7 protein-coding genes (1 of these 7 only partly in view) are annotated in these 7,500 nt (G+C 37.1%); all 7 read left to right on the forward strand.

What is annotated here, in order from left to right; translation table 11 throughout:
- Window positions 1-1,347 carry a chromosomal replication initiator protein DnaA gene (gene dnaA / locus QNH48_RS00005; protein WP_283953312.1) on the forward strand — a complete coding sequence of 449 codons (1,347 nt, stop codon included), beginning with the start codon at window positions 1-3 and terminating at the stop codon, window positions 1,345-1,347.
- 209 nt (window positions 1,348-1,556) lie between these two features.
- Window positions 1,557-2,693, forward strand: a complete 1,137-nt coding sequence (gene dnaN / locus QNH48_RS00010; protein WP_283953313.1) for a DNA polymerase III subunit beta — start codon at window positions 1,557-1,559, stop codon at window positions 2,691-2,693.
- Between the two features lie 103 nt (window positions 2,694-2,796).
- Window positions 2,797-3,012 (forward strand): S4 domain-containing protein YaaA, encoded by a 216-nt coding sequence (yaaA, locus tag QNH48_RS00015; RefSeq protein ID WP_095247369.1) that lies wholly within the window; start codon window positions 2,797-2,799, stop codon window positions 3,010-3,012.
- A gap of 20 nt (window positions 3,013-3,032) precedes the next feature.
- Window positions 3,033-4,151, forward strand: coding sequence for a DNA replication/repair protein RecF (recF, locus tag QNH48_RS00020; protein ID WP_095247368.1), 1,119 nt, complete (start codon window positions 3,033-3,035; stop codon window positions 4,149-4,151).
- 9 nt (window positions 4,152-4,160) lie between these two features.
- On the forward strand, window positions 4,161-4,409 hold the full coding sequence (remB, locus tag QNH48_RS00025) for an extracellular matrix regulator RemB (protein ID WP_095247367.1): 249 nt from the start codon (window positions 4,161-4,163) through the stop codon (window positions 4,407-4,409).
- Window positions 4,410-4,479: 70 nt separating this feature from the next.
- Entirely contained in the window at window positions 4,480-6,402 is a 1,923-nt protein-coding gene (gene gyrB / locus QNH48_RS00030; RefSeq protein WP_283955925.1) for a DNA topoisomerase (ATP-hydrolyzing) subunit B, read from the forward strand.
- Between the two features lie 116 nt (window positions 6,403-6,518).
- Window positions 6,519-7,500: the beginning of a DNA gyrase subunit A gene (gene gyrA / locus QNH48_RS00035; RefSeq protein ID WP_283953314.1), read on the forward strand. The gene runs 1,595 nt beyond the window's last position; the window shows 982 of its 2,577 coding nt (coding positions 1-982); it begins with the start codon at window positions 6,519-6,521; its stop codon lies off the right edge, out of view.

Raw genomic sequence — 7,500 nt, forward strand, 5'->3', positions numbered from 1 at the left:
TTGGAGAATATTGCGGATCTTTGGAATGCTGCTCTAGCCAATATTGAGAAAAAGATTAGCAAACCTAGTTATGACACCTGGCTGAAGTCCACAAAGGCCCATTCCCTTCAAGGCGATCTACTTGTGATCACTGCTCCAAATGAATTTGCACGTGATTGGCTCGAGGAGCGTTATTCCCAGTTAATTGCTGGTATTCTGTACGAGATTACTGGCGAAGAGCTATCTGTTAAGTTCATTATTCCGCAAAATCAAAAAGAGGAAGACCCAGACTTGTTATTGCCAGCTAAAAAGGCAAAAAGAGAGGAAGATCAACATGATTTTCCTCAAAATATATTAAATCCTAAATACTTGTTTGATACGTTTGTCATTGGTTCTGGCAACAGGTTTGCTCACGCTGCATCCCTTGCTGTAGCTGAAGCACCAGCAAAAGCGTATAATCCCTTATTCATTTATGGGGGCGTTGGATTAGGAAAAACACACTTAATGCATGCGATTGGCCATTATGTTTTAGAGCATAAACCAAACGCTAAAGTGGTTTATTTATCTTCAGAAAAATTCACGAATGAATTTATTAATTCAATTCGTGATAATAAGGCAGTAGAATTCCGCAATAAATATCGAAATGTGGATGTGCTTTTAATTGATGATATTCAATTTTTAGCAGGAAAAGAATCAACACAAGAGGAATTTTTCCATACTTTTAATACACTTCATGAAGAAAGCAAGCAAATAGTCATCTCAAGTGATCGTCCGCCAAGGGAAATCCCGACACTAGAGGATCGCCTTCGGTCACGCTTTGAATGGGGATTAATTACGGATATTACTCCACCAGATTTAGAAACAAGAATTGCCATCCTCAGAAAAAAGGCGAAGGCAGAAGGCTTAGACATTCCAAACGAAGTTATGCTCTATATAGCAAATCAAATCGATACAAATATCAGAGAGCTAGAGGGCGCATTAATCCGTGTAGTTGCGTATTCTTCCTTAATCAATAAAGATATTAATGCAGATTTAGCCTCCGAGGCTTTAAAAGATATCATTCCAAGCTCAAAGCCAAGGGTAATCACCATTCATGAAATCCAAAGAACAGTCGGTGAACACTACAGTGTTAAGCTTGAAGATTTTAAAGCTAAAAAACGGACAAAATCTGTAGCTTTTCCTAGACAAATTGCTATGTATTTATCACGAGAATTAACCGATTATTCTCTGCCAAAGATAGGCGAAGAGTTTGGAGGACGTGATCATACTACTGTCATCCATGCTCATGAAAAGATATCCAGGCTATTGCAATCTGACCTTCAGCTGCAAAAGCAGATGAAAGAATTAAATGAACTGTTGAAAGTTTAATGAAATTGTGAATAACTTGTCCTAGTTTACACACAGTCTGTCCACATGTTGATAGACTGTGTTTCCATTGCAAAAAGCGAGTTATCCACATACTAACAGGCCCTACTAGTACTTCTACTATTTTTTCTTTTAAAAAACTTATTATTATATGTTACAGAAAATCGATTTATTCGTACTTAAAAATTAAAAATTGCTGGGAGGATTTTGATATGAGATTTATCATCCAAAGGGACCGTCTTGTTCAAAGTGTCCAAGATGTAATGAAGGCTGTTACATCAAGAACAACAATTCCAATTCTGACAGGAATTAAAATTACAGCTAGCAGCGAAGGAGTCACCCTAACAGGAAGTGATTCAGATATTTCAATTGAGTCATTTATTCCAAATGAGGAATCTGGAAACGAAATCGTTGAGATTAAACAAAGTGGTTCCATTGTCCTTCAAGCAAAATTCTTTAGTGAGATTGTGAAGAAATTACCGACTGATAGTGTTGAAATTGAAGTACTTGGGTCATTACAGACTGTTATTCGTTCTGGTAAATCAGAATTTAACTTGAACGGGCTTGATGCAGAGGAATATCCGCACCTGCCGCAAATTGAAGAAAATAATAAATTTCATATTCCAACTGATTTGTTAAAAATGATGATTCGTCAAACCTTTTTCGCAGTGTCCACCTCAGAAACACGTCCCATCTTGACAGGTGTAAACTGGAAGATTGAAAATGGCGAATTAAACTGTATTGCAACAGATAGCCACCGCCTGGCTTTAAGAAAAGCAAAGGTTGAAACGGAAAATAATGAAAGCTACAATGTCGTGATTCCGGGGAAGAGTTTGAATGAATTGAGTAAAATCATTGATGACTCGAACGAACTAATTGATATCGTAATAACCGAAAATCAAATATTGTTTAAAGCGAAGCATCTGTTATTTTTCTCAAGGCTGCTTGAAGGGAATTATCCTGATACTTCTAGACTGATTCCAAATGAAAGTAAAACAGAAATCATTGTTAATACTAAGGAATTCCTTCATGCTATCGATCGTGCTTCCCTATTAGCGCGTGAAGGTAGAAACAATGTAGTCAAACTTTCAACAATTGATAGCGGTGTAATTGAAATTTCTTCTAACACACCTGAAGTAGGTAAAGTTGTCGAGGAAATACAAAGTCAATCAATTGATGGAGAAGAATTAAAGATATCCTTTAGTGCTAAATATATGATGGATGCCTTAAAGGCACTAGAAGGTACAGATATAAGAGTGAGTTTTACTGGTGCAATGCGGCCATTTGTTATTAAACCGTTACATGATGAGACAACACTACAGTTGATTTTGCCAGTTAGAACTTACTAGGATAAATTTTACAAATAGTCACCATGATTTTGGTGACTTTCTTTATTTATCTTTTTTTAGTAAAATAAAGTATTGAGACCATTTTAGAAATGAGTGATTAACATTGCCCGAAGAAATAAAGCTAAATACAGAGTTTATTACGTTAGGACAATTTCTTAAATTAGCTGAAGTCATCCAATCTGGTGGTATGGCAAAATGGTTTTTAGGTGAAAACGATATTTTTATTAATGGAGAACAAGATCAAAGAAGAGGTAGAAAGCTTCGAGTAGGAGATAAAGTGAGAATTCCTGGTCACGGAGAATTTTTGATAACCGAGTAACTAAAGGTTGTGTCGTTTTCATGTATATTGAACAATTAGCGCTAAGAAATTATCGGAATTATGAGAGCCTATCAGTTGAATTTGAAAATAAAGTAAATGTGATCCTTGGGGAAAATGCTCAGGGTAAAACAAATGTGATGGAATCTATCTATGTTTTAGCAATGGCTAAATCCCACCGGACATCAAATGATAAAGATCTTATTCGCTGGGATCAGGAGTATGCTAAAATAGAGGGTAGGGTCCAAAAACAATACAGTTCTTTGCCTTTGCAATTAATTATTTCTAAAAAAGGCAAAAAAGCTAGATGCAATCATATGGAACAGCGGAAATTAAGTCAATATGTCGGGAACATGAATGTAGTCATGTTTGCACCGGAAGATTTAAATTTAGTTAAAGGCAGCCCTCAAATAAGAAGGCGGTTTATTGATATGGAAATTGGGCAGGTTTCGCCCATTTATTTACATGATATGAGTCAGTACCAAAAAATACTTCAGCAACGTAATCATTTTTTGAAGATGCTGCAAATAAAAAAGCAGACAGACCAAACCATGCTCGAAATTCTTACGGAGCAGTTTATTGATATGGCTGTGAGAATTGTACTAAAAAGATTTGAATTTCTTCATTTGCTTGAAAATTGGGCTAAACCTATTCATAAAGGCATTTCTCGAGGACTCGAATCATTGGAAATTGTCTATAAACCATCAGTGGATGTATTAGAAGACCAAGATTTGTCGAAAATGAAAGCATGCTTCGAGGAAAAATTCAGCAAAGTCAGAACAAGGGAAATAGAACGAGGAACAACCCTATTTGGACCTCATCGTGATGATTTGTTGTTTTTTGTCAATGAGAGAGATGTCTCAACGTTTGGCTCACAGGGCCAGCAAAGAACAACCGCGCTTTCTGTTAAACTTGCCGAAATTGAGTTAATTCATTCAGAAATTCGCGAATATCCAATCTTACTCCTAGATGATGTCTTATCTGAATTAGATGACTATCGTCAGTCACACTTGCTTAATACCATACAAGGGAAAGTCCAAACATTTGTAACAACAACTAGCGTTGACGGCATCCATCATCAAACATTAAAAGAGGCTTCGACTTTTGAAGTAGAGTCTGGTTTTATCAATAAAGTTAATTGAGGTGGAAGTGTGTATATACATGTTGGGGAAGATTTAAATATCAGGGCGAAGGATATTATCGCCATTCTTGATAAAGGGTGCGTGAATTCATCAAATTTACTTGAGGAATTCTTAAAACAGCATAAGGAAAAGCTCGTTAACCTTTCAAAAAACCCCTTTAAATCGGTCGTAATTACATATGACAAGGTTTATTTATCCCCTATTTCTTCCGGAACATTAAAAAAACGTTCAAATCAAAAGGAAATGCAGGAATATTGAAATTATTATTTTTCATTTTAGGTGAATAGAGTATTTTTTTGAATGAAAGTGCGGGGTGAACGATATGACAATGGAACAAAAAATAGTCGAAGAACAAGAATATGGTGCGGATCAGATACAAGTTCTCGAAGGTCTAGAGGCTGTTAGAAAAAGACCTGGTATGTACATTGGTTCAACGAGTGGAAAAGGTCTCCATCATCTTGTTTGGGAAATTGTAGATAACAGTATTGATGAGGCTTTGGCTGGTTATTGTGATGAAATCAATGTAATTATTGAAGAAGATAACAGTATAACCGTTATAGATAACGGGCGTGGTGTTCCCGTTGGAATTCAAGAAAAAATGGGCAGACCAGCAGTTGAAGTCATAATGACTGTTCTTCATGCCGGAGGGAAATTTGGCGGCGGCGGATATAAGGTTTCTGGAGGTCTGCATGGTGTAGGTGCTTCAGTTGTTAATGCCCTCTCCACCAACCTAGAGGTCCATGTACATCGTGATGGTAATATTTACTGCATTAAATTCGAACGTGGTGCTGTATCTAAAGAATTAGAGATCATTGGAACTACCGACAAAACCGGTACGATTGTCCACTTTAAACCAGATGGAGAAATCTTTACTGAAACATTGGAATATGAGTATGATATTCTAGCAACCCGTCTGCGTGAACTGGCATTCTTAAATCGTGGACTTAAAATTACGATTAAAGATAACCGTGTGGAAAATAAACAGAATGAATACTACTACGAAGGCGGAATCAAATCCTATGTAGAGCATTTAAACCGCACGAAGGAAGTTATTCATGAAGAACCAATTTTTCTTGAGGGAGAACGCGATGGTATTAGCGTTGAAGTAGCACTTCAATACAATGAGGGATATACCGATAGCATTTACTCCTTTGCGAATAACATCCATACCTATGAAGGCGGAACACATGAATCTGGATTTAAAACAGGATTAACCCGAGTTATTAATGATTATGCAAGAAAAAGTGGTTTGATTAAAGAGAATGACACGAATTTATCTGGTGATGATGTGCGTGAAGGATTAACAGCAATTGTCTCAATCAAACATCCAGACCCGCAATTCGAAGGCCAAACAAAAACGAAGCTTGGAAACTCTGAAGTAAGAACAATAACTGATTCATTGTTTTCAAATCATTTTGATAAGTTTTTATTAGAAAATCCTCAAGTAGCTAGAAAGATTGTTGAAAAGGGACTTATGGCTGCGAGAGCAAGACTGGCTGCTAAGAAGGCAAGGGAACTGACGCGCCGTAAGAGTGCTTTAGAAGTTTCTAGTTTACCTGGGAAATTAGCTGACTGTTCTTCAAAGGATCCATCTATTAGCGAATTGTACATTGTAGAGGGTGACTCGGCAGGTGGTTCAGCAAAACAAGGCCGTGATCGTCATTTCCAAGCGATTCTGCCATTGAGAGGAAAAATCCTTAATGTTGAGAAGGCACGTTTAGACAGGATCCTTTCTAATAATGAGGTTCGTTCCATGATAACGGCAATCGGAACGGGTATTGGAGAAGATTTTGATATTGCGAAAGCGAGATATCATAAAATCGTCATTATGACGGATGCGGATGTTGATGGTGCTCATATTCGAACACTATTGTTAACTTTCTTTTACCGTTATATTCGAAAAATTTTAGAAGCTGGTTATGTATATATCGCACAGCCGCCTTTATATAAAGTGCAGCAAGGAAAAAAGATTCGGTATGCTTATGATGACAAAGAGCTTGAGAAAATATTCGCCGAGCTTCCAAGCCAGCCGAAGCCTAACATCCAACGTTACAAAGGTTTAGGAGAAATGAATCCTGAACAATTATGGGAAACGACAATGGATCCTTCTAATAGAACCATGCTTCAAGTAAGTCTAGAAGATGCGATTGAAGCAGATGAGACATTTGAAATGTTAATGGGTGACAAAGTAGAGCCTCGTCGTAACTTTATTGAAGCAAATGCACAATACGTGAAGAACTTAGATATTTAAAGAAAAGCGTATATAGAAAAGGATAGAGGGGTGACCACTATCCTCCTTTTTTCGTTTATCTAGGAACTACGATGACTATTAAAAGGCAAGATGTCACCAAAATAGGAGGTACTACAATGGCAGAAACACCAAATTCTCAAATAAAAGATATTAATATCAGTCATGAAATGAAAACATCATTTCTAGACTATGCAATGAGTGTTATTGTTTCTCGTGCCCTTCCAGATGTTCGAGATGGTTTAAAGCCAGTTCATCGCCGTATTTTATACGCAATGCATGACCTGGGAATACATGCTGATAAACCATATAAAAAATCAGCTCGTATTGTAGGGGATGTAATCGGTAAATATCACCCCCATGGAGATTCCGCCGTTTATGAAACGATGGTACGGATGGCACAAGATTTTAACTATCGTTATATGCTTGTGGACGGTCATGGTAACTTTGGTTCAGTGGATGGTGACTCTGCTGCAGCGATGCGTTATACAGAGTCTAGAATGTCTAAAATTTCAATGGAATTATTAAGAGATTTAAACAAAGATACAATTGATTTTCAAGATAACTATGATGGTGAGGAAAGAGAGCCTTCTGTTTTACCAGCTAGATTCCCTAACCTATTAGTCAATGGATCTATGGGTATTGCTGTTGGTATGGCTACTAATATTCCACCACACCAGCTTGGTGAGGTTATTGACGGCGTATTAGCCATTTCCACTGATCCAGAAATATCAATTCAAGAGTTAATGGAAATCATTCCTGGTCCGGATTTTCCAACAGGAGGAATCATCATTGGCAGGAGTGGTATTCGTAAAGCATACGAAACAGGCAGAGGATCAATAACTATTCGCGGGAAAGTAGAAATTGAACAAAAATCAAATGGCAAAGAAGTTATCATTGTTAATGAGTTGCCATATCAAGTAAATAAGGCAAAATTAGTTGAAAGAATTGCGGAATTACATCGCGATAAAAAAATAGAAGGCATTACAGATTTACGGGATGAATCCGATCGTAATGGAATGCGGATTGTTATTGAGGTTCGTAAAGATGCAAATGCGAATGTCCTCTTAAATAATCTATATAAACAAACATCTCTGCAAA

Origin of the sequence: Neobacillus sp. YX16, assembly GCF_030123505.1 — a bacterium.
Lineage (GTDB): Bacteria > Bacillota > Bacilli > Bacillales > Cytobacillaceae > Neobacillus.